Annotated in this window: 26 protein-coding genes and 1 pseudogene; 6 read left to right on the top strand and 21 right to left on the bottom strand. The window is 58.6% G+C overall.

What is annotated here, in order from left to right:
* Nucleotides 1-273 precede the first annotated feature (273 nt).
* Nucleotides 274-660 carry a hypothetical protein gene (locus MHY24_RS03465; RefSeq protein ID WP_204608559.1) on the top strand — a complete coding sequence of 129 codons (387 nt, stop codon included), beginning with the start codon at nt 274-276 and terminating at the stop codon, nt 658-660.
* A 48-nt stretch (nt 661-708) separates the two neighbouring features.
* Nucleotides 709-1,107 carry a hypothetical protein gene (locus tag MHY24_RS03470; protein WP_239228366.1) on the top strand — a complete coding sequence of 133 codons (399 nt, stop codon included), beginning with the start codon at nt 709-711 and terminating at the stop codon, nt 1,105-1,107.
* A gap of 194 nt (nt 1,108-1,301) precedes the next feature.
* Here MHY24_RS03470 and map read toward each other — a convergent pair whose 3' ends face one another.
* From map to dxr, 5 genes are all read right to left on the bottom strand, one after another.
* Nucleotides 1,302-2,171: a type I methionyl aminopeptidase gene (gene map, locus MHY24_RS03475; protein ID WP_005325202.1), complete on the bottom strand. Its 870-nt coding sequence runs from the start codon at nt 2,169-2,171 to the stop codon at nt 1,302-1,304.
* 66 nt (nt 2,172-2,237) lie between these two features.
* The gene (locus MHY24_RS03480; RefSeq protein ID WP_239228367.1) at nt 2,238-4,091 is read right to left on the bottom strand and encodes a penicillin-binding transpeptidase domain-containing protein; all 1,854 of its coding nucleotides are present in this window, start codon (nt 4,089-4,091) and stop codon (nt 2,238-2,240) included.
* Between the two features lie 81 nt (nt 4,092-4,172).
* Nucleotides 4,173-5,336: a flavodoxin-dependent (E)-4-hydroxy-3-methylbut-2-enyl-diphosphate synthase gene (gene ispG, locus MHY24_RS03485; protein ID WP_179386645.1), complete on the bottom strand. Its 1,164-nt coding sequence runs from the start codon at nt 5,334-5,336 to the stop codon at nt 4,173-4,175.
* A gap of 108 nt (nt 5,337-5,444) precedes the next feature.
* Nucleotides 5,445-6,653 (bottom strand): RIP metalloprotease, encoded by a 1,209-nt coding sequence (locus MHY24_RS03490; RefSeq protein WP_239194899.1) that lies wholly within the window; start codon nt 6,651-6,653, stop codon nt 5,445-5,447.
* A 14-nt stretch (nt 6,654-6,667) separates the two neighbouring features.
* On the bottom strand, nt 6,668-7,828 hold the full coding sequence (gene dxr / locus MHY24_RS03495) for a 1-deoxy-D-xylulose-5-phosphate reductoisomerase (RefSeq protein WP_239194853.1): 1,161 nt from the start codon (nt 7,826-7,828) through the stop codon (nt 6,668-6,670).
* Between the two features lie 132 nt (nt 7,829-7,960).
* On the opposite strand from dxr, the gene MHY24_RS03500 reads away from it, so the two are divergent.
* Nucleotides 7,961-8,467 (top strand): DUF2631 domain-containing protein, encoded by a 507-nt coding sequence (locus MHY24_RS03500; protein ID WP_239228368.1) that lies wholly within the window; start codon nt 7,961-7,963, stop codon nt 8,465-8,467.
* 189 nt (nt 8,468-8,656) lie between these two features.
* Here the strand turns inward: MHY24_RS03500 and MHY24_RS03505 are convergent, their stop codons facing one another.
* Genes MHY24_RS03505 through rlmN form a run of 3 tightly spaced genes read right to left on the bottom strand, consistent with a single transcriptional unit; the run spans nt 8,657 to nt 12,228 of the window.
* The gene (locus MHY24_RS03505; RefSeq protein WP_239228369.1) at nt 8,657-10,249 is read right to left on the bottom strand and encodes a hypothetical protein; all 1,593 of its coding nucleotides are present in this window, start codon (nt 10,247-10,249) and stop codon (nt 8,657-8,659) included.
* 5 nt (nt 10,250-10,254) lie between these two features.
* The gene (locus tag MHY24_RS03510) at nt 10,255-11,085 is read right to left on the bottom strand and encodes an ABC transporter ATP-binding protein (RefSeq protein WP_239193084.1); all 831 of its coding nucleotides are present in this window, start codon (nt 11,083-11,085) and stop codon (nt 10,255-10,257) included.
* A gap of 18 nt (nt 11,086-11,103) precedes the next feature.
* Nucleotides 11,104-12,228 carry a 23S rRNA (adenine(2503)-C(2))-methyltransferase RlmN gene (rlmN, locus tag MHY24_RS03515; protein ID WP_239228370.1) on the bottom strand — a complete coding sequence of 375 codons (1,125 nt, stop codon included), beginning with the start codon at nt 12,226-12,228 and terminating at the stop codon, nt 11,104-11,106.
* Between the two features lie 82 nt (nt 12,229-12,310).
* Here rlmN and MHY24_RS03520 point away from each other — a divergent pair, with 82 nt between their 5' ends.
* Nucleotides 12,311-12,718: a lipopolysaccharide assembly LapA domain-containing protein gene (locus MHY24_RS03520; protein WP_239193088.1), complete on the top strand. Its 408-nt coding sequence runs from the start codon at nt 12,311-12,313 to the stop codon at nt 12,716-12,718.
* Nucleotides 12,719-12,801: 83 nt separating this feature from the next.
* Here the strand turns inward: MHY24_RS03520 and MHY24_RS03525 are convergent, their stop codons facing one another.
* The 5 genes from MHY24_RS03525 to rpsB form a co-directional block, all read right to left on the bottom strand.
* Nucleotides 12,802-13,704, bottom strand: a complete 903-nt coding sequence (locus tag MHY24_RS03525) for a phosphatidate cytidylyltransferase (RefSeq protein ID WP_239193090.1) — start codon at nt 13,702-13,704, stop codon at nt 12,802-12,804.
* Between the two features lie 124 nt (nt 13,705-13,828).
* Nucleotides 13,829-14,386 (bottom strand): ribosome recycling factor, encoded by a 558-nt coding sequence (frr, locus tag MHY24_RS03530; RefSeq protein WP_005325221.1) that lies wholly within the window; start codon nt 14,384-14,386, stop codon nt 13,829-13,831.
* Nucleotides 14,387-14,457: 71 nt separating this feature from the next.
* Nucleotides 14,458-15,144 carry a UMP kinase gene (pyrH, locus tag MHY24_RS03535; protein ID WP_023027755.1) on the bottom strand — a complete coding sequence of 229 codons (687 nt, stop codon included), beginning with the start codon at nt 15,142-15,144 and terminating at the stop codon, nt 14,458-14,460.
* A 263-nt stretch (nt 15,145-15,407) separates the two neighbouring features.
* Nucleotides 15,408-16,220 carry a translation elongation factor Ts gene (tsf, locus tag MHY24_RS03540; RefSeq protein ID WP_005325225.1) on the bottom strand — a complete coding sequence of 271 codons (813 nt, stop codon included), beginning with the start codon at nt 16,218-16,220 and terminating at the stop codon, nt 15,408-15,410.
* 299 nt (nt 16,221-16,519) lie between these two features.
* Nucleotides 16,520-17,353 carry a 30S ribosomal protein S2 gene (gene rpsB / locus MHY24_RS03545; protein WP_005325233.1) on the bottom strand — a complete coding sequence of 278 codons (834 nt, stop codon included), beginning with the start codon at nt 17,351-17,353 and terminating at the stop codon, nt 16,520-16,522.
* Between the two features lie 378 nt (nt 17,354-17,731).
* Here rpsB and MHY24_RS03550 point away from each other — a divergent pair, with 378 nt between their 5' ends.
* Nucleotides 17,732-18,253, top strand: coding sequence for a M23 family metallopeptidase (locus MHY24_RS03550; protein WP_239228371.1), 522 nt, complete (start codon nt 17,732-17,734; stop codon nt 18,251-18,253).
* On the opposite strand, the gene MHY24_RS03555 is transcribed toward MHY24_RS03550, so the two are convergent.
* The 8 genes from MHY24_RS03555 to lepB (MHY24_RS03590) form a co-directional block, all read right to left on the bottom strand.
* Nucleotides 18,250-19,167 (bottom strand): tyrosine recombinase XerC, encoded by a 918-nt coding sequence (locus MHY24_RS03555; protein ID WP_239228372.1) that lies wholly within the window; start codon nt 19,165-19,167, stop codon nt 18,250-18,252. The genes MHY24_RS03550 and MHY24_RS03555 overlap by 4 nt on opposite strands.
* 35 nt (nt 19,168-19,202) lie before the next feature.
* Entirely contained in the window at nt 19,203-20,384 is a 1,182-nt protein-coding gene (gene dprA / locus MHY24_RS03560) for a DNA-processing protein DprA (RefSeq protein ID WP_239193096.1), read from the bottom strand.
* Nucleotides 20,381-21,943 (bottom strand): YifB family Mg chelatase-like AAA ATPase, encoded by a 1,563-nt coding sequence (locus tag MHY24_RS03565; protein WP_239228373.1) that lies wholly within the window; start codon nt 21,941-21,943, stop codon nt 20,381-20,383. The genes dprA and MHY24_RS03565 overlap by 4 nt, the downstream gene beginning before the upstream one ends.
* Entirely contained in the window at nt 21,930-22,328 is a 399-nt protein-coding gene (locus tag MHY24_RS03570) for a YraN family protein (RefSeq protein ID WP_239228374.1), read from the bottom strand. The genes MHY24_RS03565 and MHY24_RS03570 overlap by 14 nt, the downstream gene beginning before the upstream one ends.
* Before the next feature lie 172 nt (nt 22,329-22,500).
* Nucleotides 22,501-22,806 carry a DUF2469 domain-containing protein gene (locus MHY24_RS03575; RefSeq protein WP_005325239.1) on the bottom strand — a complete coding sequence of 102 codons (306 nt, stop codon included), beginning with the start codon at nt 22,804-22,806 and terminating at the stop codon, nt 22,501-22,503.
* Between the two features lie 62 nt (nt 22,807-22,868).
* Complete coding sequence (locus tag MHY24_RS03580; RefSeq protein WP_239228375.1) at nt 22,869-23,510, bottom strand: ribonuclease HII; 642 nt, start codon at nt 23,508-23,510, stop codon at nt 22,869-22,871.
* Nucleotides 23,497-24,234 carry a signal peptidase I gene (lepB, locus tag MHY24_RS03585; RefSeq protein WP_239228376.1) on the bottom strand — a complete coding sequence of 246 codons (738 nt, stop codon included), beginning with the start codon at nt 24,232-24,234 and terminating at the stop codon, nt 23,497-23,499. The genes MHY24_RS03580 and lepB (MHY24_RS03585) overlap by 14 nt, the downstream gene beginning before the upstream one ends.
* Nucleotides 24,212-25,015: a signal peptidase I gene (gene lepB, locus MHY24_RS03590; protein WP_239193104.1), complete on the bottom strand. Its 804-nt coding sequence runs from the start codon at nt 25,013-25,015 to the stop codon at nt 24,212-24,214. Before lepB (MHY24_RS03590) ends, lepB (MHY24_RS03585) begins: the two co-directional genes overlap by 23 nt.
* Before the next feature lie 269 nt (nt 25,016-25,284).
* Here lepB (MHY24_RS03590) and MHY24_RS03595 point away from each other — a divergent pair.
* A pseudogene (locus MHY24_RS03595) lies at nt 25,285-25,442 on the top strand (transposase); the annotation flags it as partial.

A 25,442-nucleotide genomic window follows, 5' to 3' on the forward strand; every position in this document is an offset into this window, starting at 1 on the left:
CCTATAAGATATCTTCCCACTTCAGACTAAGGATTCCTACTTTGCATTTTCAGGGAATTCAACTCCTTTAAGGGGCCCAAATAAATTTAATGGCCGGAATTTCGGCCCATGACGTGCAAAAGGACAACAGTTTTACTAAATTGTGTTGAGACACCGGCTAGAGCCGATACGAACACGGCTACCGCGTGTTTCTGGATGTTCCCTGTACATTCAATAACACTTTGGTTTCCCAATGTGGAAGCCTTGCAAGTACGACTTTTAAGGAATTTTGATATGCGTATCCGCAATGCAGCTATCGCTGGCGCAACCGCTCTCGCCGTTGCCTTCGGCGGCACCACCGTTGCTTCCGCTGACGAGACCGTCAACCAGAACGGCACCGAGATCGAGGTACAGCCGCAGAACCCGTCCAACACCGCAAAGGGCGGCGACGATGACAACGGCAAGTCCGGCGGCTCTCTGTCCTCCGAGCTTGGCCACAAGCTCGAGGGCGACCAGGCAGCTAACGGCGTTGGCATCTTCGGTTCTTCCAAGGACTTCTCCGACCAGCCGGCATGGGCAAAGGTCTTCTACGGTGCAACCGTTGTAGCAGGCATCGGCGCCCTGCTCGGCGGCATCATCGGCCCTGTATACAACTTCTTCGTTCACGGCCCGTCCTTCTAAGCAACAGCCACACGGCTCAATCAAAACTTCCGAAAGGTAATTTTCACAATGCGTAACTTCCGCACCGCAGCCGTTGCTGCTGCTACCGCTGTCACCGTAGCCTTCGGCGGCACCGCCGTTGCTTCTGCAGAGTCCTCTTCCACCAACGAGAACACCACCTCCTCCTCTTCCTCCAGCTCCTTCACCCAGCTGGGCAAGAAGAAGGGTGCATGGTCCGAAGGTGAGGACGGCAAGCCTGTCGTTAAGCCTGAAAACCAGGTTACCGGCGAGGACATGTGGGGCACCGAAATCTCCGAAAACATCCCGGAGTGGGCTTCCGATTGGAAGAAGGGTGCTACCGCACTGGGCATCACCTCCGTTATCGGCGCAATCATCGGCGCTTACAACTACGCTGTTCACAACGGCATCATCCCGCAGCACATCCTGGACCCAATCTTCCGCCGCTAATTAACAGCAGCAGATTGGCTCTAGATAGCTAGGGCTTGCACGGGCCTCGTTCTTGTAACGAGGCCCTTTTTGCTATATATAGTCGCTCCGATACGGCCGACTGCTCCGCGAGACATAGGCAAGTATGCAAAAGCCGCCTCCACTCCCCTTCTCTGGAAATGGAGGCGGCATTCAGATTGTTCTGAGACTAAGTACTAGTCCTCATCTGGAATGGTAAGAATTTCATTGCCGTCTTCGGTAATGACGAGGGTGTGCTCAAACTGAGCGGTGAACTTGCCGTCGGTGTTTTGGACGGTCCAGTCATCATCCCAGATTTCATAGTCCAAAGAGCCGAGGTTAATCATCGGCTCAACAGTCAGGGTCATGCCAGGCTCAAGGATGTCGCGGTACACGGTCGAGTCATGGTGTAGGACCACAAGACCGTTGTGGAAAGTTGGGCCGACGCCGTGGCCGGTGAAATCGCGCACGACGTTGTAGCCGAAGCGCTTGGCATAAGACTCAATAACGCGGCCAATGACGTTAATCTCACGGCCAGGCTTTGCAGCCTTGATGCCCCGCATAGTGGCTTCCTTGGTGCGCTCTACCAGCAGGCGGTGTTCCTCGGAGACATTACCGGCAAGGAAGGTGGCGTTATTGTCACCGTGGACGCCGTTCTTATAAGCGGTGATATCGATATTGACGATGTCACCATCCTCAATCACGGTGGTATCCGGGATGCCGTGGCAGACAATCTCGTTAAGGGAAACACAGCTGGACTTAGGGAAGCCGCGGTAGCCCAGCGTGGACGGGTAAGCGCCGTGGTCGCACATGTACTCGTGCGCCACCCGGTCCACATAATCAGTGGTTACGCCCGGCTGCACGGCCTTGCCGGCCTCCTTGAGGGCGTTGGCTGCAATCTTGCAGGCCTCACGCATCTTCTCGATGACCTCTGGGGACTGCACATAGGGCTCGCCTACGGCCTCCTGTACTTCGTCCTTCCATACGTACTCCGGGCGCTCAATGCTCTCCGGGACGGTGAGGATCGGAGTGGGCTTGCCTGGCTTTAGCTTTCCTCGATTACTCATGGTTTTCCATGGTAGTCCTCCACGCCCGTAATGCAGCAGCCGGGGTCACGAGGGCAGGCGGGGTTTCTACCCTTCGGCCGGCGGAGCCGCACCCTCGTGCGGTCCGGACCGGTAGTCATCGACCTTCTGCAAGAAATTGCTAGTGATATTGACCGAGACATCGGAGCCGCCGCCCAAGACCACGAGGGTGGCAAAGGCAATATCGTCTTCTTCGCGGTAGCCGGTAAACCAGGCGTGCGAACCTTCATTAATCTCGGCCTCACCGGTCTTGCCGTAAATCGTGCCACCCGCTGCCATGCTGCGGGCAGTACCGTTGGTGACTACTTGGCGCATCATGCCGCGGACGTTATCTAGCACAGGCTTCGAAATCTGCTGCGGCTTATCGGAGGCTTTGGTTTCGTGGCCTTCGATAAGCGTGGGCGTAGGCGTCTTGCCATTAGCAACCGTTGCGGAGACAAGAGCCATGCCGAAAGGGCTAGCCAAGTCGTAACCCTGTCCATAGCCAGCTTCAGTGCGCTCGAGTGGTTCTTTGCCCTCCGGAATGGAACCGGTAATGGTAGTAAGACCTGGGATATCGTATTCCACGCCGAAGCCAAACTTCTTTCCCATGTCTTTCAACTCACCAGGCTTAAGCTTGGTGGAGATATCCGCGAAAGTAGTGTTGCACGATTGTGCAAAGGCTTGGCTGAGCGGAACGCTGCCTAGGGCGAAGGCATTATAGTTGGTCACCACGCGGCCAAAGATATCCATGGTGCCCGGGCACGGAACGATGGTATCGGTATTAAGCCCCTGCTTTTCTACGCCAGCCGCGGCGGTGAGAATCTTGAACACCGAGCCCGGCGGGTACTGGCCTTGGAGGGCTACGTCGCCATCTTCATCGGCCTTCTCGGTTTGGGCCACGGCCAAGATATCGCCGTTGGAGGGGCGGATGGCTACGAGCATGGCCTGGGAATCGGCACGCTCATTGACCGCCTCCTGCGCGGCACGCTGCACATCGTAGTCCAGACCTACCTTGATCGACGGTGCCGCATCAGGGTCGTGCTTTTCCACATCAGAGAGCGCCGCACCATTTTCATTGACCACAGAAATGGACCAGCCGGTTTGGCCATCGACCTCATCCTGGACCGCGGAGCGCACACGCGACATCAGATCGGGTGCCAGCCCACGGTCGCGGGTGACCAGAGCCGGTTCTTCATTGAGGCGCACGCCATCCATGCCTTCCACCTTGGGGCGCACAGCCTTGGCTTGATCTTCCGTAAACATCGTGACGGAAAAGGAGCCGTCTGCATCCTCTAATTTTTTGGCCAGGTCCTTGGCATCCATCTCCGCAATGGAGTCATCCTGGCTATGGGCGGCAGCCAGTGCGCCGCTGATCTTGGAAGCGGTGGGCCGCACATCATCCAGCGAGCTGGTATCTACCACCAGCCGGTAATTCAGCCCCGGGCTCATCAATTCCACCCCGTTGGAAGAAACCACGCTGGCGCGCTCTGCCTCCAGCGCGCGCAATTCCAGGTGCTGATTTGCTCCCAGGTCGGGGTGGATAAGGCTCGGCTTCCACCGCACCGTCCACTCATCCTCAGTCTTGGTCAACGTCATCTGCGTGTCATAGCTCAAGGTACGATCCTTGGGCAGATCCCAGGTGACCTTGTAGTTCGCCGTGGCGAGGTTCTCATCCTGGTCCACGCCTTCAAGCTCCATGTCGAGCCCCTCGGCCTGCAGGCCGGAGTAGGTGGCATCGAGAGCGGAGGTGGCGTCCGAGGGGGCGTCGGTAAGCGCGGCTAAACCGTCATTATTCCGGGACTCCATCCCCTGGAGGAATTCTTCCGCGACCGGCTCGGCTGAAACCGGCTTCGGAGTACAGGAAACCACGCTGGTGGAGGCGAGCGTGATAGTTGCAACCAGCGCGACCAACTTCTTCATGTCTTGGCACTCTAGCAGCGCAAGCGCCAAAAAAGACTGCCCCACACCGAAGTGCGGGGCAGTCTGCTCAAAGTGGGTAAATTACTGGGTTACGCGAACCTCAGCCTTGGCGCCTTCCACGGCTTCCATACCCTGCTCATCGGCAATGCGCATGGCCTCTTCAATGAGGGTTTCCACGATCTTGTCTTCCGGCACGGTGCGAACGACCTCGCCCTTAACAAAGATCTGCCCCTTGCCATTGCCGGAAGCAACGCCGAGATCAGCATCGCGGGCCTCGCCTGGGCCGTTGACAACACAACCCATCACGGCAACGCGCAGCGGGAACTCCATGCCGTCCAAGCCGGCGGTAACTTCCTCCGCCAGCTTGTAGACGTCCACCTGGGCGCGGCCGCAGGACGGGCAGGAGACGATCTCCAGCTTGCGCGGGCGCAGGTTGAGCGACTGCAGAATCTGGTCGCCCACCTTGATTTCCTCTACCGGCGGAGCGGACAGGGACACGCGAATGGTATCGCCAATGCCCTCTGCCAGCAGTGCGCCGAAGGCAACCGAAGACTTGATGGTGCCCATGAACTTCGGACCAGCCTCGGTCACGCCAAGGTGCAGCGGGTAATCAGTCTTTTCCGCCAGCTGGCGGTATGCCTCCACCATCAAAACCGGATCGGAGTGCTTAACGGAAATAGCGATATCGCCATAACCGTGCTCCTCAAAGAGGCCAGCCTCCCAAATAGCGGACTCGACGAGTGCCTCCGGGGTGGCCTTGCCGTACTTTTCCAGCAGGCGCTTATCCAAGGAGCCACCATTCACGCCGATGCGGATGGGAATGCCGGCATCGCCTGCTGCCTTAGCAACTTCCTTCACGCGGCCGTCAAACTCGCGGATATTGCCTGGGTTCACGCGGATGGCGGCGCAACCAGCGTCGATGGCCTGGAAGATGTACTTCGGCTGGAAGTGGATATCCGCAATCACCGGGATCGGAGACTTCTTGGCAATGGCCGGAAGTGCCTCCGCGTCGATGGGCTTAGGGCAAGCCACGCGCACGATATCGCAGCCGGAAGCGGTCAGCTGCGCGATCTGCTGCAGTGTGCCGTTAATGTCGTGCGTCTTGGTATTGGTCATTGACTGCACCGAGATGGGCGAGTCAGAGCCGACGCCGACCGGGCCCACCTGCAGCTGACGAGTCTTGCGGCGCGGGTGCAGGACTGGTGGTGGGCCGTCTGGGATTCCTAGACCGATGGGGGTCGACATGAATTCTCCTTGCTGAAGCACAGTAAATACATACGGTGGGTGATTAACGCCCCCACTCTAGCACTGCTTGCTTTATGCCTGAAGTGCACGCAGCGGGGGCTGCGGCGGCTAGCCAAATAGCCGAATGGGGTTAACCACATCGGCGACAATAACGATAGCCCCAACGCCCATTAGCAGCGCGGCCATCACATAGGTCACCGGCATCAACTTGGTGTAATCGGCCGGGCCCAGAGCTGGCTTGCCCGCCATTTTGCGGATGCCATCGCGCAGCATTTCATAGATGATGACGGCGATATGTCCGCCGTCAAAAGGTGGCAACGGAATCAGGTTAAAGAGCGCGAGGAAGAAGTTCAGCGTGGCCAGCATCATAAAGAACATCGACCACAGGGAGCGCTCCGCCAATTCGCCGCCCACGCGGGAAGCGCCGACGACGGACATCGGGCCATCGGCCTCGCGTTCGTGGCCGAAGATGGAGGCCACCACACCCGGAATTTTGCCCGGGAATTGCTTCAGCCCGTCGATCGTTGCGCTCAGCGAGTAGGTGCTAAAGCGCCAGGTTGCCGGCAGGGCGTCGACGGCGCCGTGCTTTTCGACGACATCAATTAGCTGATTGCTCAGCCCGATCGAGCCAGCATCCACTAGCTCGCCGTCTTGGTTCAACCGCTTGACCGTATCGAGGTGAACCGGGAAGTCCTTTTCTTCCCCACCGCGCTCCACCGTCAGCGTAATGGTCTCACCGGGGCGCTGCATTACCTCATCGCGCAGCTGGGTAAAAGAATCCAGCTTCTGGCCATCGAGGGCCACGACGATATCGCCCTCCTGCACGCCGGCCTTTCCAGCGGGGCCTTCACCCGTACACTTTTCCAATTCTTGGTTCGGCTTCTGGTTGGCCGAGCAGGTCACCTCCCCCACGCGCGGGCGCACGTCAGCATCCGGGTTGGGTAGACCGGCCGTCATCGCCACAAAGTAAAGGATGACAAAGCCCAAAATCAGGTTGACACCGATGCCGCCGGCCATCACGATTATGCGCTGCCACCACGGCTTTTTATACATCGCATGGGGCTCTTCTTCCTCGGTGAGGAATTCGTCCTGGGCCGTCATGCCAGCGATATCGCAAAACCCGCCTACCGGGAAGGCCGCAAGCCCATATTCCGTGTGGCCCTTCCGGAAGGAAAATAAGCGCGGCCCAAAGCCAATAAAATAACGGCGCACGCGCATGCCAAAGGCACGCGCGGTGAGCATATGGCCTGCTTCGTGCAACGCTACGGTGAGCCCGATGCCAAGGGCGAAAAACACAATGCCCAGCAAGTTTGCCATGGTGTGAAAGCTTTCTAGTCAGCCAGCGAATCAATCAGCGCATTCGCGCGCCTGCGCGCCTCGCCTTCTACCGCGAGGATTTCATCGAGGCTAGAGACTACACCAGTAAACTCGGATGCGGAATCAAGGATCGTGCCCACGACGTCCACGATCTCCGGGAAATGGATGCGCCCGGACAAGAACGCGGCCGCTGCTTCCTCATTGGCGGCGTTGTAGATGACCCCTGTTCCCTCGGCCGCGGCCCGGCGGGCGAGGTTGACGGCGGGAAAGGCGGCATCGTCAAGCGGCTCAAAACGCCAATCGTGTGCCTGCGCAAAATCCAAGGACGGCTGGGCTCCTGGGACGCGGTGCGGCCAATTCAACGCCAACGAAATAGGCAGCTTCATTGATGGCGGTGAGACCTGGGCGATGGTGCAGCCATCCTTGAAGGTGGCCATGGAGTGAATGATGGACTGCGGGTGCACGGTGACGTCGATGCGCTCAGGTGCGATGTCAAAGAGCAGGGTGGCTTCAATCAGCTCTAGGCCCTTGTTAATGAGGGTGGCGGAGTTGAGGGTATTCATCTGCCCCATCGACCACGTAGGGTGCTGCGCTGCCTGCTCAGGGGTCACGTCCCACATTTCTTCGCGCGACCAACCGCGGAAGGGGCCGCCTGAGGCGGTAAGGACGAGCTTATCCAGCTCCCCTTCCTCGCCGGCACGCAGGCACTGCGCCATGGCGGAATGTTCCGAGTCCACAGGGATAATCTGGCCAGGGCGCGCCTTTTGCGTAACCAGCGTGCCGCCCGCGACGAGGGATTCCTTATTGGCTAAGGCTAAATACTCGCCCATCTCCAGGGTGGCCACGGTGGCCTTGAGCCCCAAAGAACCCACCAAGGCATTGAGTACCGTATCGGCCGGGGCCGAGCGCACTAGGTGCTCTGCAGCGTCGGCGCCACTCAAAACCGAACCGCCTAGAGCGGCCGACACCTCGGCCGCGGCCTCCTCGTTGGCCACGGCAACGTGGTCAAACGAAAGGTTGAGGCTACGGGCTTGTTCGATGATGAGCTGCGGGTTGGAGCCACCCGCAGCGATTCCCACGACGTCGAATTTATCGGGATTATCCGCAATGACTTCCAGAGCCTGCGTGCCGATTGAACCGGTGGAACCAAGAATGAGTATTCGCTGAGTAGTCACGCCTCCACCCTAGCGCCCACCACCATTGCGCGGGCGCGGCAGGTACGCCGCACTGCGACGGGGGTGTTTAATCGCCATCTCAGGTGCGATGTTTTAGAATGTGTAGCAGACAAATGGCATTGGTGTGCCCGCATGCCCATCGCACAGACGGACACACGCAGAAGCGAAGGAGAGCAAGTGTCTTCCCACAAGCCGGTACCGCAGGTATTTGACGGTGTATCTACTGAGGACGTTCCATCCGCAGGATTCGGTTGGTCCCGCATCAGCCGCTCTGGCGTACAGATCGCCGGTTGGATCTCTGTCCTGTTCCTGCTTGCCTACAACTTTGGTAACCACAAGGGCCACGTTGAGACCATCTGGCTCATTGCCTTGGCTATCTTGCTCGCTGTTGGCCTGCTCATCCACGCTTTCCAGCCTAAGTTGCACCAGGTGCGCACCGTGACCGCCCGCAACCAGCCGGTGGGCCACCAGGAGCCGGACTGGGTCTACGACCAGAAGACCAGCACCGGCGCATACGCCGAGCTGACCGATTCCCAGCTGCGCGCGCTCAACATTGAGCCTTCCCGCGTTTCTCACCTGCGCGTTGAGCCAGGCACCAACAACGCCACCCCGGTTTCCTCCGGCAAGCACACGCTCTAAGCTTTTAGTACGCTTTAGCTACCGCCGCCCTTCCCCGCGAAGGTCGGCGGTTTCTTTATGCCTCCGCTTGGCGACGCCCCCCTCCTACTCACCAACACATTCGGTCGTTTAGGCCCCACTCCCAGCCCCACGGACCCAACCGCGCCCTGGGAGGGCAGCGATGCGGCCACTGTCGCGGGGGCCGGAGGATTAAGACACCCAGTGCCCCACCTTGGCGTAAATCTCAGGCAGGGAGTTGTCCACGCGTTTTCCGCTTACCCGGAGGGCAACGATATAACACGCAACTGGAACCGCGATGACGAGGATAAACCCCAGCGCAACCAGTACCATATTCGAGCCGTAGCCGATGGCCATTGGAATGACGCCAGGGATAATCGGCGTCCAGCCAATAAACAAATTCAAAATGGCGCTTAAGAAGGAACTGGCCGAGTAGCCGGATTTATCTGCCCACATACTGCCACCGGGCCGCGCGGTGGCAAAGGGATTAAAGGTGGATAGCAGCAATGACAATCCTGCAGAAGAAATGAAAATTCCCAGTGCGACCACCATCAAGCACCCGGTGAGCGCTTTGTCGGCGCTCACTGCGAAAAGCACCGCCGCTGAAAGGACGAAGGTTATGGCTGTGGGCGCCAAGTGGGCCCAGTGCCGCGCGTAGAGAAACGTGCGCGGACGAACTGGGGCGGCCATCTTTACCCACAGGCTTGGACCGTCGTAGCCAAAATCATTAGTGGCTACAATTCCGCCGAAGAGTCCCAGAAATAGCACTCCTATAGAAGGCATGACGGAATCAGTAGTAAAGCCCTGAATGATAAAAACCATTGCCAAAATCGGCTGCATGATGATGGTGCCGATTAGGCGAGAGTCGCGGAAGATGTAGCGCAGCGAGCGCGTAAATTCCATCGCAGCCGGACCGCGATAGGAAAAGGTGCCCAAGGAAAAGCGGCTTATCCCTTTGGCCTTTTCGCGGCGTTGGTGCGCCGGCGTGAAGAGTGTGCGGCGCTCGAACTGCAGGCGCAGCAACCGGTGCCACGCCCAGATGGCTGCGCCCAGCGACGCCGCGGCGATGAGAAACTGCAATAAGGCCACTACTGGTTCGCCTTGGGCGAGCGCGAGCGCCCAGCCCACAGGTGCGCCTACGGGCGTCCACGCCAGACCCTCGCCCACAGTTCCCAATGGGAAGTCAGAGCCAGCGAGGGAAGCAAGCCGATTCGAACCAAAGATGAGCAAGAACACCGCCAGCACACCCAATACTTTGAGAGTGGTCGAGCTTAGCTCCGCGACAGTAGCCCCGGCGTAGACCGCGAGGTCCACTAGAACCAGCGTCAGAACTAAGGCAAAGAGCATGCCCAGGCAGAAGGGCAGGATAAACAATGCCTTACCATTGGCCGCCAAGATCACACTTCCCGCCACCGCATAGGCGATGGAGAGAAGGACAGATACAGGTGCTCGCAGATTAAGTACTGAGGCAATAGCTAGTGCCGGTGTGATGTCTTTTAACCGCACCGGCAACGCGGAGAGCTCACGGGCAGAAAGCTGATTCTCCCCGCTGGGCATGATGAGGGTGATAACGATAAAGGCAAGCGTGCCTACAGCAGGGGCCACGGTAAGGGCTTGCACGTTCCCAGTTCCAATGGAGATATCTGCCGCAGCAAGAGCTCCTAGCGACGCAAGGCCGATGAGTCCGTAGAGCAGTAGACAGATAGGGATCATGATCGCCGCGGCATTCGCCTTGAGATTGCGCGCCCACAGTGTGCGGTGCAGCTTGAGGAGCGTCGAAGTCATTGAGCTTACGCCTCCCCTTCCCCGCGCTGCGGCTCGCCGCCTTCACGGCGCAGCCAATCGAAAGAGCCCGCATCAAAGTCACGCCCACCGGCAAAGTGAATGAAGGCATCCGTCAGGCTACCCCCTTGGCGCACCTCCTCCACATGGCCAGCAGATAGCACCTGTCCTCCCGCGATAATGGCCACATGATCACACAAGCCCTCCACCAATTGCATGACGTGTGAAGACAGGATTACGGTGCCACCGCGGGCGGCATAGGCGCGCAAGAGCTCCTGAATGAGCTGGCCAGAGACCGGGTCCACCGCTTCCAAAGGCTCGTCGAGGATCACGACTTCCGGATTATGCAAAAGCGCACCTGCCAAAAGGATCTTCTTAGTCATGCCTGCGGAATAGTCCGCGATGGGTTTATCGGCGGCGTCGGCAAGCTGCAAGGCATCCAGCAGCTGTGCACTGCGGTGCTCCACCTCGGCTTGGTTCATGCTGCGCAATGCGCCTAGATAATACAGGTACTCTGGGCCTGACAAGCGGTCAAAGACGGGAGCACCATCAATGAGCAGGCCCATGGCCGCCTTGGCCGCAATCGGTTCCTGCCACGTATTGTGCCCGGCGATGAACGCCTCACCGCTATCGGGGCGCAGCAGGCCACACGCCATGGTCAGCATGGTGGTCTTGCCAGCGCCGTTCGGGCCAACGATGCCATAAATAGAGCCCCGCGGGATGTCGAGGCTCAAATTCGACACCGCGGGGCGTCCAGCGAAAGATTTATTCAGACCGCGCACGGCAAAGGCCTGCGCGGTGGGGTCATCTGCAAGCGGCGGATAATTCGGAATAATCATATCCGCCAATGTTATCAGTTAGGCGGACTTATCTTCCCGTTCATCCGCTGCGAGCTGACCACACGCTGCCGCAATCTCATCGCCCTTGGTATCGCGCACCGTGCAAGGAACGCCCTGGGCCTGCACGCGGCGCACGAACTCGTCCTGGCGGTCTTGTGGGGCTGCATCCCACTCCGAGCCCGGCGTGGGGTTCAGCGGAATGACATTGACGTGAACCTTGGAGCCCAGCTTCTGATGCAGCTTGCGGCCCAGCATATCCGCGCGGAAATCCTGGTCATTCTTATCGCGAATCAGGGCATACTCAATGGACACGCGGCGAGCAGACTTATCCGCGTAATAGCGCGCAGCATCGAGCACCTCATCGACGGACCAACGATTATTGACCGGCACGAGGCCATCGCGCAGCTCATCATCCGGAGTGTGCAAGGAAACGGCGAGCGTGCAGGCCAAATCCTCGTCCGCCAGCTTACGGATTGCCGGAGCCAAGCCCACGGTAGACACGGTCACGTTGCGCTGGGAAAGACCAAAGCCGGCACCTTCCTGGCCGGTAATCTGACGCACGGCCTGCACCACGCGCTTGTAGTTGGCCAGTGGCTCACCCATGCCCATAAAGACCACGTTGGACAGGCGGCCGCCTTCTGCTGCCATTGCGGCTGCAGCATGGCGGAACTGCTCAACGATCTCGCCCGTAGACAAGTTGCGGTCCAGACCGCCCTGGCCGGTAGCACAGAACGGGCAGGCCATACCGCAGCCGGCCTGGGAAGAAATACACAACGTGGCGCGTCCTGGGTAGCGCATCAGAACCGACTCCAGCAGCGTGCCATCATGCAAACGCCACAGAGACTTAGTGGTCTCGCCGTCATCCGTGGAAGTAGTCCGGATAGGCTGCATGAGCTCAGGGAAGAAAGCTTCCTTGACTGCTTCGCGCTTGCCGGCGGGGATATCGGTCATATCCTCCACATTGTCGGTATAGTGCTCGTAATAGTGCTTAGCCAGCTGCTTTGCACGGAATTTAGGCAGGCCAATTTCTGCGAGCTTATCAATGCGCTCGCTTTCGGTCAGGTCCGCGAAGTGCTTAGGGGGAAGTCCGCGGCGCGGGGCGGAGAAGTTAAGTTTCACTGGTTGAGCCATAATGTTGCCCATCTTTCCACGGTCTGCGTGGGTTTTTCCAATTGAAAGCCGTGCCAAGTGGCATAACCGACAGGTTTAAAGAAATAATGGATGCATGACAAATCCGAATTACCCCGCAGATGACTTTTCTTCTTCCGACGCAGACCTCTCCTCGACGGAGATAAACACTTCTGCACGGGAAACCGGTCCTAGCCTAGAGCCGACGGTCTCTGACTCTACTTCTCACTCCACCCAGCCTTCCGGCAAAGCCAAGGGATCTTTCGCAGCCAGCACGTGGATCGCGCTCATCGTAGGTTTCCTGCTGCTGATTGTTCTCATTGTTTTCATCATGCAAAACCAGCACGAGGTTCCCATGAACTTCCTGGGCTGGTCCGGTGAGTTCCCTGCCGGAATTGCTTTCCTCATCTTCGCCATTGGCGGAGCGCTCATCATGGCGCTAGTCGGTGGCTGGCGCATGTTTGAGTTGCGCCGCCAACTTCGCAAGCAGGCTAAGCAGGTATAAGTCTCAAAAAGCCGCCTCTCCCCCTGTCCTGCATTCTTAGGACGGACTATTGGGGAGAGGCGGCTTTCGCGTACCCGCTGCTCCTATGGTGTAAACGTTGCCAGGAAGCTAATGGCCACCCAGGTAACCATGGCGGAAGGCAGCATGCCATCCAGACGGTCCATCAGTCCGCCATGACCTGGCAGCAAGGCCGACATATCCTTGATTCCGAGCTCACGCTTGAACTGTGATTCCACCAAGTCGCCCAAGGTGGCGCAAATGACAAGGCCAAGCCCCATCAGGCCACCCACCCAGGCATCGTGATGGAGCAGGAACTTCACGCTAAGCGCTCCGGTGACCACGCCAAAGAGGATGGACCCGGCAAAGCCCTCCCACGATTTCTTGGGGCTTACTGCAGGGGCCATTGGGTGCGAGCCAAACATCACGCCAGCGATATAGCCACCAGTATCGGAGGCCACCACGCACAACATGAAGACCACGATGGAAGCGGCACCACTGGCAAACGGAGTCGATACCAGCGATAGCATGGCTGCGAAAGTGGCAAAAAGCGGAATCCACGTCAGGACAAAAATGCCGACGGACATATCGCGCAGGTAGTTAATTGGCGGGCGATGGCGACCGTTATGGAAAAGCCGGCCGAACATAAGCGCCAGCACAGCGGTGACATAGACCGCCACAAGCCCGGGCGCGCCCAGTGGCCACGAGACCCACACCATGGCTTGGCCCAAAATAATGAGCAATGTGCGCGGAATATAGTAGGAATGCTCCCGCAGGCGGCTGAGCACCTCCCACATAGCAACGCCAGCTGCAAGGGCGACGACCGCGTACCACGCGAGCGGGCCGGCCCATACGGCGAGCACGACAAGTGCGCCAAGGCCTACGCCAACGCCGATAGCGGCCGGCAAATCGCGGCCTGCACCATTCTTCGGCTGTGGCAATCGGCGGTTAATGGCGTCACTCACCGTGACCGGCTCCTTTCGCTGCATCTTTTCGCGCCCCTGTTGACTTCTTCGGCGCCTTCGCCCCTACCCCGAACTTCGAAGCTGGAGACCGCGGAACAGAAAAAGCGCCGCCGGCCGGGGACAGGCACGGCGGCAATGACGGGAGGTCTTAGACCTCCATCAGCTCGTTTTCCTTATTTTCTACCAGCTTGTCCACCTGCTCGATGTAGCCGGAAGTAATCTTTTCCATTTCCTTTTCCGCAGCGATGACCTCGTCCTCGCCGGCGTCGCCGTCCTTCTGCAGCTTCTTCAACTGCTCCATGGCCTTGCGGCGGATATTACGGATAGCAATCTTGCCGTCCTCGCCCTTGCTCTTGGCCAGCTTCACCATTTCCTTACGGCGCTCCTCCGTCAGCTGCGGAACGGTCACGCGCAAAACCTGACCATCGTTGGTGGGATTCACGCCCAAATCCGAGTTACGGATGGAGTTTTCAATCTCATGAATCATGGACTGCTCATAAGGCTTGATGAGCAGCATGCGCGGCTCCGGCACGGAAATGGTAGCCATCTGGGTAATCGGGGTAGGTACACCGTAGTATTCGGCTACCAAGCCGTTGAACATGGTGGGGTTCGCGCGGCCGGTACGAATGGTCACCAGCTGCTCGCGGGTGTGCTCGACGGAAGCGGTCATGTGCTCTTCTGCTTCGAGCTGAATCTCATCGATCATGAGGTTAAATCATCCTTAAACGAATAGGGGTGGCTGTATAAAAAGGTAGCAGGTTCGCGGCCCTTACAGTATTAGGACTGCACCAGCGTGCCGATAACTTCGCCGCCTGCGGCGCGGGCGATATTGCCCTCCTCCAGCAGGTTAAAGACCAAAATCGGCATATCATTGTCCATGCACAGGCTAAAGGCCGTGGCATCTGCAACCTTGAGGCCCTTTTCAATGACCTCACGCGGAGTGATTTCAGAGTACAGTTCTGCATCCGGGTTGGTGCGTGGGTCATCGGAGTAGACTCCGTCGACTGCCTTGGCCAAGAAAAGAACCTCGGCGCCAATTTCCAGGGCGCGCTGCGCGGCAGTGGTATCCGTGGAGAAGTACGGCATGCCCATGCCGGCGCCAAAGATAACCACGCGGCCCTTTTCCAGGTGGCGGTCAGCGCGCAGCGGCAGGTACGGCTCGGCAATCTGCGCCATGTTGATGGAGGTCTGCACGCGGCAGTCGACGCCCTGCTGCTTGAGGAAGTCCTGCAATGCAAGGGAATTCATTACCGTGCCCAGCATGCCCATGTAGTCCGAGCGAGCACGATCCATGCCGCGCTGGGAAAGCTCCGCGCCACGGAAGAAGTTTCCGCCGCCGATAACCACTGCAATCTCGATTCCTTGGCGGGAAACCTCGGCGATTTGGCGGGCTACGTTTTCAACCACGTCTGGGTCGATACCGACCTTGCCGCCGCCGAACATCTCACCGCCCAGCTTCAGCATTACTCGCTTGTATCCGGTTCGCTTAATATCTGCAGCAGTCACGCCTACTTCGTCTCCTTAACGCGGGGCAGTTTCAATCTCCGCCCTATCTTACCCATATATCCTTCGCATCCTCACACCGCCTGCCGGTGCAGGTCACTAGGCAATTGCTACGTGCCGGGCCCACCTAGGGACAGTCAAGCCGCACTAATCGTCACGGTGAGCGCACAACAAAGCCCACGAAGGATAGTCCTTCGTGGGCTAGTTGTTAAAGCGCGGTGGGCTTAAGCGCCAACCTCGTAGCGAACGAAGCCGGTGATGGTGGTGCCAGCTTCTTCAGCAACCTGCTTTACGGTCTTCTTGTTATCAGACAGGGAAGCCTGCTCCAGCAGAACGATGGACTTGAAGAAGCCGTTCAGGCGGCCTTCCACGATCTTCGGCAGGGCTGCCTCTGGCTTGCCCTCCTCACGAGTGGTGGCCTCAGCGATCTCGCGCTCCTTCTCAACGATCTCTGCAGGAACGTCCTCGCGGGTAAGATACTCAGCGTTCATTGCAGCAATCTGCAGTGCTGCGGCGTGAGCGCCTTCCTCGCTGCCCTCGTAGGAAACCAGAACGCCCACTGCCGGCGGCAGGTCAGCGGAACGCTGGTGCAGGTAGACGGCAACGTTGTCGCCCTCTACGGTAACTGCACGGCGTGCCTGCAGCTTCTCACCGGTCTTTGCGGACTCCTCGTCCACGACCTCGGAGACCTTCTTGCCGTCGATCTCAATGTTGTTGAGCTCGTCAGCGGAGTTTGCCTTGGCCTCAGCAGCAGCGTCAGCAATCTTGGCTGCGAAGGTCTTGAAAGCCTCGTTCTTAGCAACGAAGTCGGTCTCACAGTTGATCTCGACCATGGTGTTGCCGGAAACGGCGATGAGGCCCTCGGTAGCCTCACGGTCAGCGCGCTTGGAGACGTTCTTAGCGCCCTTGATGCGCAGGTACTCAACGGCCTTGTCGTAGTCGCCGTTGGACTCTTCCAAAGCCTTCTTGCAATCGAGCATGCCGGAGCCGGTAGCTTCGCGCAGTGCCTTGACGTCTGCAGCAGTGTAGTTCGCCATAGTTGGGGCGATCCTCCTTGAAAATCAAACAGTGTTCGTTCAAACAGCGTAGTCGACGCGGTGAAATCGCGCCGCTTTAGGGTGGCAGAAACCACCCCTTTCCCACCTATGCATGAAAGTGGAGCTGGTTTCAGCAGCCCCCAGCATAGATAAAACCAACCCCCGCCGCCGTTAAAGCACGGTGGCGGGGGTTGGTAAACAGCCTTGGGCAGGAATTACTCCCTTGCTGCCCCACACCAAAAGTGCGTGGGGTATTCAGTTAAACGCAGGTAAGGAAGATTCCTAGCGAGAAGTTAAGACTACTTCTCGGCCTTGTCTGCGGATGCTTCCTCAGACTTTTCCGCAGAAGCTGGGTCGGAAGCTGCGGCAGCTGCCTCAGCGTCACGCTTTTCCTTCTCAGCGGAGTCGCCGGCAGCTTCCTTAGCTGCAGCCAGCTGACGCTCCTCACGAGCCTTCTTGCCTTCCTCAACAGCGGAGGCAACGATGCCGGAGAGCAGCTTGGTGGAGCGGATGGCGTCGTCGTTGCCCGGGATCGGGAAGTCAACGTCGTCCGGGTCGCAGTTGGTGTCCAGGATGGCAACAACTGGGATGTTCAGCTTGTGAGCTTCCTTGACCGCGATGTGCTCCTTGTTGGTATCAACAATCCACAGTGCGGACGGGGTCTTGGCCATATCGGAGATGCCACCCAGAACGCGCTCAAGCTTGGCGCGCTCACGGTTGAGCATGAGAACTTCCTTCTTGGTGCGGCCCTTGTAGCCGTCCTCACGCTCGTCCATTGCCTGAAGCTCCTTCATGCGCTTCAGACGCTTGGAAACGGTCTGGAAGTTGGTGAGCATGCCGCCCAACCAGCGGTGGTTGACGTAAGGCATACCGACGCGGGTTGCTTCCTCAGCAACTGCTTCCTGAGCCTGCTTCTTGGTACCAACGAACAGGATGGTGCCGCCGTGTGCAACGGTTTCCTTGACGAACTCGTAAGCCTCGTCAATGTAGGTCAGCGTCTGCTGCAGGTCGATGATGTAGATGCCGTTACGGTCGGTGAAGATGAAACGACGCATCTTCGGATTCCAGCGACGGGTCTGGTGGCCAAAGTGCACACCAGCGTCGAGGAGCTCGCGCATGGTTACAACTGCCATGATTCGCTCGCTTTCTTTTATCTTGTCTTTCGGTTTTCCAATTGTGCGGTGTTTTATTCCGCACCCTAGCAACGAAGGCCCCGCTGACACCTTGTTTCCAAGGACCACGTCAACCGTCAGGCTGTCTCTTCCTTCCAGCAGGAAGCGACAACTTCGCCGCGCGTAGTCAATGCCTCCACGAGGTGGACACACTGCTGCCACAAAGAATAATCCCCTTACGCTGGTTTTTCCAAACCGAAGACAGCTTATCCACAACTTCGCCGCAGCCATTTTGCCTCAATCGTCACAACCGACTCAAACACACCATGTAACCCAGTTTGTCCACAACTAAAGGAGAACTCACTTCCCAGCCGCTTGCCTCCAGCGGACACTGTGCCCATGAATCAGTTTCTTTCCCCCTCCACATTTCCCGCTTGCCGACGCCCCGCCTTCCTCCCCGCCGCTTTCCTCACCCTTCTTTCGCTTCTTATTCTGTGTTGCCCACCCGCCACGGCCTATGTCGACCCTGCCTCCGGCAAACCTAGCCCGGCACGGGTACTGCGCGGATTCGACGCCCCAGAACAAAAGTGGAGCCCTGGCCACCGCGGCGTCGACATGGCCCTTTCCGTAGGCTCGCCGGTGGTAGCCGCCGAAGACGGCGAAGTCGCCTTTGTGGGCACAGTGGCCGGCAAACCAGTTGTCTCCATTGCCCACGCGGATGGAGTGAGAACGACGTATCAGCCAGTGCACGGCTCCGTAAAGCAGGGCCAAGAAGTCCGCGAGGGCCAAGTGATAGGCCGTTTAGGCAATCCCGTCGATGGCTACCCCGGACTGCACTGGGGCGCGCTCATTGCAAAAGATACCTACATCGATCCTTTAACTCTGCTGGATATGCCGGTAATTCGCCTCAAACCGCTTTAGGCTCGGGGATGGGCTTGGTCGTATACGCGCTGCAAGCGCTGCGCGGACACGTGGGTATAAATCTGCGTGGTATTAAGCGAGGAGTGTCCCAGCAATTCTTGCACTACGCGCAAATCTGCCCCGCCTTCCAAAAGGTGGGTTGCGGCAGAGTGGCGCACCCCGTGCGGGGTAAGCCCCTGTGTACCAGTGACTTTGGCGGCCTTTTCTACAATGCGGCGCACCTGGCGTTGATCGATGCGCCCTCCCCTGCTGCCAACAAAAACCGCTTCAGTACCGGCCGCAGCGATTTCTCCACGGCCTTTGTCAATCCACTGCTTTAAGGCGTCTTCCGCTGCATGCCCGAAAGGCACTACGCGCTGCTTATTGCCCTTACCGGTGACGTGCAAGGTACCACGTTGAAAATCAATATCGCCTAAGTCCAGCCGGACCAACTCCGCCACGCGCATACCGGAGGCGTAGAGCAACTCCAAGATGGCGCTATCGCGAAGGAAGTGGACTTCATCTGCAGAGACCGCATTGCCCATTAGCTCGCCGGCCTGCTCCGGAGCAAGAACCGTGGGAAGATGACGACCCACTTTAGGAGTTACTAGGCGGGCAGCAACGTCTCGCTTCAGGTGCCCTTCGCGCACTGCCCAAGTAGAAAAACCCTTCGCTGCCGCAGTGCGCCGTGCCAGAGTGGAACGCGACTTTCCTTCCGCAACAGCCTCTGCCAACCATTGGCGCAGGCTATTCAGGTCGAACTCCGCGAAGGTAGGCACACTGCGTGCAAGGTCGCGCAAGTCGGAGCGATACCCGCGCACCGTCGCTTCTGCGCGGCCTTTGACATGTAGTTGGAAATCCGCGAAGTCCTCAATGGCCTCAGCCATCTGCCCCTCAACTTTCGGAGCCTTCGCGGACTTACCATCTTCACTCATGCCACAGCAGTGTACTCGCCATACGCAGGTGTCATTTATTCCGTTTCCCGGCGCGCCCAGGTATTGCCATGCCGGACGACAACGCACATCTTTTCCAGTGCCAGTAGTAAGTGAACTGTCAGCGGTAAACGGAATCCCGCTTCGCGGGCAATGTCTTCTGCCGTTGCTTTCTCCTGCCCTAGCGGTGGCGTCGCGTCAAAGACGCGCAACTCATTGCGGGAGAGGCGTTGGGTCATGGTTGCCGCAAAATTGATTTCGTACTGTGCGCCTGGGTCCACTTCCCCGGCGCGACTTACTAAAGCGCGAATTTCATCGGCACTGGTAACCAACTGTGCTCGGCCTTCTTGAATGCGCTGGTGGCAGCCCAACGAACCGCTAGTAGTTATTGGTCCCGGCACCGCCATCGCAACGCGCCCAAGCGCCTCTGCCCAGTTAAGGGTGTTTAATGCACCAGATCGAAACGCGGCCTCCATAACTACTGTGCCGTGGCTCAGCGCTGCCACTAAGCGATTCCGCGTTAGGAACCGGTGGCGCTTCGGCGCGGTTTCCGGCGCGAATTCAGAGATGATGCAACCGTTGTCCGCAATCTTGGCGAATAAGTTGGCATTGCGGGCTGGGTAGTCCCTATCGATGCCACACGCTGCTATGGCTACCGTGCGCCCGTTGTTGTGCAGGGCGGTTTCGTGCGCGACGGTATCCACTCCCAGCGCGCCGCCGGATATTGGAGTCCATTCATGCTGAACCAATCCGGACACGACGTTGTGGGTGGCCTGCCAGCCATAGCGAGAAATGGCACGAGTACCGACGATAGCTACAGCTTGAGCAACCTCTGCCTGCAATGGCGCACCGCGCACCCATAGGCTATGCGGCGGCAATGCTTGGTCATCAAAAGTAGCTGGGGCCTCCCCGCTGTGCTGATAGAAGCCGAATGCAGAGTCAAACTCCTCTGTGGGCCACTCTGGGCTTTCTGCCGTAATGAGCCGAGCCCCGACCCTTTCGGCTGCCGCCATATCTTCGGCTTGCCGCAACCAGTCATAGCGAGAGGCCGTGCGCGCCAAAAGCGGGCCTATCCAGTCAGCACGGTGAAAGATTCCGTGGGCGATTTCCTCAGCTGGGTACTGCGTAAGCAAGGCCTGCAACGCCGCAGAAGGACCTTCCACCACTCGGTTGAGGTATACCCAGGTGGCATAAGGAGTAGAGAGGTCAAGTTCGCTCATGCTGCGAGCCTCCCTACATTAATTGAGCCGCGTAGATCGAGCGCGCGCCCCACTTCGTCCAGATCCGGCTGCGCCTTTCCTGCTAGATCCGCCAGGGTCCAGGAGAGCTTCAATACGCGGTCCACTCCGCGCTGGGATATTTCGCCATCTGCCAAATAAGCGGACAGCATGACCATCGCGGCTTCGGCGGCCGGTCTCTTTCGGCGCAAATAGGACGAAGGGACTTCGCCATTGGTTCGCGCGGTGATGCCATCCGCCCACCAGCGCGCGGCGGCGCGTTCACGGGCCGCGGCGACGCGCTCGGCGATAACTGCGGATTCCTCTTCTCCCTCCGCGTTAATCGTTGCCGCCTGACCCGTTAGCGTGACCACCATATCCAGACGGTCTCGTAGCGGACCGGAGAGGTTGGATAGATAGTTCATGCGCTCGTGCGGATTGCACCTGCACTTGGACGGGTCTTCGGCCGCACACCTACACGGGTTTGCCGCCATGACCAATTGGAAGCGAGCAGGATAAGTTACCTCGCGGCGCGAGCGCGCCAACCGCACGTGTCCTTCCTCCAGCGGGGCACGCAAACCATCGAGTACCGGCGCGGCTACCTCACTGGCCTCGTCGAGAAAGAGCACACCATTGTGAGCCAAGCTCACCGCACCAGGGCGCGGATGTCCGGAACCGCCACCAAGTAATGCCGCCCGAGTAACCGAGGCATGCGGGGCGATGAACGGGGCGCGCTCGATAACCTCACCTGGGGTCCCGGTCAGCGAATGAATTGCAGTGGTTTCGACCTGCTGGTCCGGGGTAAGGGTAGGCAGAATGGTGGGCAGACGCGAGGCGATCATGGATTTTCCTGACCCAGGCGGCCCAATCATCATCAGGTGGTGGCCGCCGGCGGCCGCAACCTCGGCAGCCCATTTCGCATTGGATTGACCAGCAATATCGCTAAAGTCGAGGCGCGATGCCGCCGCTGGCGTGGGGTTGAGGGAACCCGAAAAACTTCCAGCTTGCGGCAGCCCACGATTACCGCAGGCCCAGCCGAAAGCCTCCTTCAACGACGAAGCAACCAGTACGTCCATGTCCGGCACCAAAGTCGCCTCGGCGGCATTGCCAGGCGGAACGATAAGAGTTGTTATTCCCTGATCCCGTGCGGCAAGAAGAGCAGGGATGATGCCTGCTACAGATCGAACGGAGCCGTCGAGTCCGAGCTCGCCTAGGACCAAGGTGCGCTGGAGACGTTGGGCGGGTGAGGGAGTACTGCCATAAGACGGGAAATCGGCCTCCGCCTGTGCCGCGAGGATCGCAAGCGCTATGGGTAGGTCAAAGTGGGACCCGGATTTGGGAAGCGAAGCCGGGGACATGGAGACCACCACTTTGGTCTTGGGCCAGGGCAGATGGGAATTAAAGGCTGCGGTCTTGATCCGGTCCCGGGATTCGGAGATTGCGGTATCCGTCTGACCTACAACGTGTATCCCTGGCAGCCCATGGCCAACGTTCGCCTCCACGTCAACCAACTGAGCTAGGACTCCGTTGAGGGACATGGTCAAACAATTACCTAGAGCCATCTTCAACCCCCTTGAAGTGTTCCAGCGCAAACCCCTGCCCGCGCGCGACCAGGGCAATGACGTCGAATCGCACCTCAGATAGTGGCTTTCCATCAAGCCACTGCGCCGCGGCTTTACGCAGTCGCGCGAGCTTCTGCGGGGTTACGGCCTCAGCTACCCCGTAGCTAGAATTGGCGCGGGTCTTAACTTCAACGAAGACGATGGTTCCGTCTGGCTCCCGGGCGATGAGGTCGATTTCTCCCACTCGATAGGAGACGTTGGCAGCGATAATTTGTGCCCCACGTTCGCGCAGATAGCGCGCTGCGAAGGCTTCTCCCCTTTTTCCTAAGACTTGTTTATGACGAGGCTTCTTCGTGGCCAAGCGGTGTTCTGAATTAAAGTGCATTGCGGTTTATCCTTGTGCTTCGGGAAATTCATTGACCAGCACAGGACACCGCAGGTGAAAGGGCCTACACAAGGGACGCAAAAGCAAAAAGACCCTAGCTGTGGATAACTTGGCTTTACAGCGCTGTTATCCACAGCTAGGGTGCGGCACGTTGTGCGCCGGCTTGACAAAACTATTCCGGCATCATGAATTCCGGCTTATCCAGCTCCTCGATATTGACGTCCTTGTAGGTGATAACGCGGACGTAGCGCACAAAGCGCGCGGAGCGGTACATATCCCATACCCAAGCATCAGACATGCGCACCTCGTAGTAGACATCAGGCCCAGAGGTATGCGGAATAAGCTCTACCGCATTAGCCAGATAAAAGCGCCGCTCAGTTTCAACGACATAGGAAAACTGGCTGACAACGTCCCGGTACTCGCGGTAGAGGGACAGCTCTACCTCAGCCTCGTAGTTATCGAGTTCCTCTGCACTCACGGTGGACCTCCAGGTTGTGGGTTAGCTCGCTTTAGCTTAGCGCGAGAAAGGCTAGATTTTAGCTAGGCACGCGCGGCAAACTCCGCATGAGCGCGGCGGACATTCTCGTAGCTCATCCGGTGCTCCGGACACGCTCCAAGCACCGCAATTGCGGCCTCATGCGCCTTGGTTCCGTACCCCTTATGGCTGCCTAACCCGTAGCCGGGGTATCGCGCATCCAGCTCATGCATCAGGTGGTCGCGGCTGACTTTGGCCAATACACTCGCCGCGGCGATACACCGCGCGGCCGCATCGCCGCCAATAATGGGCAGGTGGGGTTGGGTGAGGCCGGGGATAAAGAGGGCGTCGGTAAGCACATAGCCCGGACGTGCTTCCAGGCGCGCAACTGCCCTGCGCATGCCGGAAATATTGGCGTGTTGGATGCCGCGCTTATCGATGTCCCCCGCACCAATATGCACCACAGACCAGTCCACAGCCTTGTTTTTAATGAGTGGAAAAAGCTTCTCGCGCTGTTTGGGGGTGAGCTTCTTGGAGTCAGTAAGCTCCGCCAACTCCTTGATTGGCCGATCAGGCATCACACAAGCCGCGATGGTAATTGGTCCACAGCAGGCGCCGCGCCCAGCCTCATCCACACCGGCTACCGGACCTAAACCGGCCTTGCTCAATGCAACCTCGTAGGTGCGTCGCTGTTTAAGCCGCCGCATGCGAAATTTCCGGGTGCTGCACCCCACCCCAACGCGAAAGCGGCAAAATGACGGCCTCGACGCGCCCGCGGACGTTGTCCACCGGCACGGTGCCCTGCAGGTGGTCACCCAAGTGTGCACGGGAATCGAGGGAGTTGGTGCGATTATCCCCCATCACCCAAAGGTTTCCCTCGGGGACGGTGACCGGGCCAAAATACTCGCCGCCGCACTCTTGCGAGCCCACGCTGGGGTCTACGGGAATCTCCGGCGGATCGAGGACGAAGGATTGGTCAATGGGCTTTCCATCCACCATGACCGCAGGATCGCCAGCCTGACAACTCACCGTCTGCCCACCGGTAGCAATCACGCGCTTGACAAGGATATTTTCCCCATTAGGAAGCAGCCCTACGGCCGCCAAGGCATTTTGCGCGCCGCGCACAAAAATATTGGACGAGCGATTGACCTCAAACTCGTTATTCCACGACTCGGGCCCTTCAAAAACCACAACCTCCCCAGGCTTGGGGTCCGTGAAGTAGTAGCTGACCTTTTGCACGGCAATGCGATCATTTTTGCAGCCGGCACACCCGTGCAGGGTCGGTTCCATCGAAGCAGAAGGAATGACATACATCCGCCCCACCAGCGCCTGCAGGAGCACTAGCAGGACAAAGCCTGCCACCACGGGGATGAGAAAATCCCGGGTGCGCAGGCGTTGGGAGGAAGGCTTATTCCTGAATGTCCGGGTCATCGACCCCACCAATGCGGGTAAACGGCCAGAATACGAATTTCACCTTGCCGCGGACGTTTTCTACTGGAACCGTGCCGTGGAACTTGTCGGTCATGTGGTAGCGCGAATCGGCCGAAGCAGTACGGTTATCGCCCATCACCCAGATATTGCCCTCCGGGACCTCGACGGGACCAAAGTACGGACCACCGCAGGCCTCCGAGCCGGTCGACTCATCTACCGGGTACGTTGGCGGGTCTTGCACATAGTCTTGCTCGATGGGCTTGCCATCTACCATGACGGCAGAATCGCCCTCCTGGCAGGACACCGTCTGTCCGCCGGTAGCGACCACTCGCTTGACCAGGGTGTTTTCGTCTGGCGGTGCCAAGGATACGAAGCTCAACGCATCCTGCACGCCATGAATGATCGGATTGGACGAGCGCGGTGAGACGTAGCTGGAATTCCAGTCCTCGGTGCCCTTGAATACGACGACATCGCCTGGTTCTGGCTCGCCGTCACCGTAGTAAGAGATCTTTTCTGTAAAGATACGGTCATTCGTGCAGCCCTCGCAGCCGTGGAGGGTCGGCTCCATCGAACCCGACGGGATCACATACTGCCGGCCGATAAAGTTCTGGAATAGTCCGACGATCACGAGAACCGTCGCCACTACCAGAAGGGTTTCCAGCAGCCACGGCATATCTTTTTTCTTAGTCGCCTCTTTGCCTTGCTGGGTGGCGTCGCCCTGTACTGGGTGGGCCCCCTCGCCTTCTGGCGACTGTTCCTGCGAGATGCTGTCTTTATTCACGCGCTAGATCCTAGCAACCCCATGTCCGGATTCCGGCCTTATCCCCCTCGCGGCAGGAGGATTCACAGACAACTTTCCGTTTAGATCAGGGCTTCCAACTGTGAATTAGGCTTAAACGACAGGATGTGTTGGTGAGGTTGTACGGCTAGCCGGTCTGGCGTGCTGATATTAGGAATATTTCACTTATCCAGAGGGATATTCCAGCTTCGACCATGAAATACCGCCAAAGCCATGCCGGTGTGCTAGGCACCTAGGTTCACGATGAGGGGATGAGTAAAAATCATCCTCGATGCCCCGTCTGCGGCGGGGCATGCACGAAACACGGAACAACGAGTGCTGGGCGCCAACGATGGCGATGCCGCACCTGCAAGGCCACCTTCACCCGCGTGAATAACGATGCCGTGCAAGCCAAATGGTTCCGCCTTTT

The organism is Corynebacterium sp. ACRPQ, assembly GCF_022347225.1.
In the GTDB taxonomy this organism is placed as follows: Bacteria; Actinomycetota; Actinomycetes; order Mycobacteriales; family Mycobacteriaceae; genus Corynebacterium; species Corynebacterium tuberculostearicum_D.